The organism is Coprococcus sp. ART55/1 (assembly GCF_000210595.1).
Taxonomy (GTDB): domain Bacteria; phylum Bacillota; class Clostridia; order Lachnospirales; family Lachnospiraceae; genus Coprococcus; species Coprococcus aceti.
The window spans coordinates 1,237,584-1,238,187 of sequence record NC_021018.1; the positions used below are offsets into that span (position 1 = coordinate 1,237,584).

General features: G+C 31.3%; 1 protein-coding gene. It reads left to right on the forward strand.

Features of this window, described 5'->3' with window-relative positions; genetic code table 11:
* A partial coding sequence (locus CCU_RS05870; RefSeq protein ID WP_208896358.1) for a sensor histidine kinase occupies window positions 1-604 on the forward strand: 604 nt, incomplete at both ends.

Genomic DNA, 604 nt, shown 5'->3' on the forward strand with positions numbered 1-604 from the left:
CACATGACTTACGCACTCCTTTGACTTTACTAAAGGGTCATGCTACTATGCTGCTTTCCTTTATTCCCAAAGGCTTAGTATCACAAGAAGAAATATTAGATGAAATATCAGTGATGTCAAAAAATGTTTCACGTCTTGAAAAATATGTAAATGCTATGACGAACTTATATAGGTTAGAGGATATTGATATTCCACGGCAACAGATTACATTTCATGCACTTATTGAAATTTTAATAACACAGCAGAAGCACTTTGTTATGACAAACATTTTTTCAATTACTACAAGCGGTGATAATATAACCTTGTTTATCAATTTAAATACAGTCATGCAGATTTATGAAAATTTACTCTCTAATAGTATTAGATACGCAAAAAGTGATATTGCTATTAGCGCAGTAATAGAGAATAATAATTTAGTTATATCTGTTTCAGATGATGGTTGCGGGTTTAAAAATATTGATATTGAAAAAGCGACATTACCATTTTATAAATCATCGAAAGATATATCTACTGAACATTTTGGATTAGGGCTGAATATTAGCAAGATTTTAAGTGAAAGACATGGCGGAAATATCCAAATTGCTAATAATGAAGCAGGGGGAGC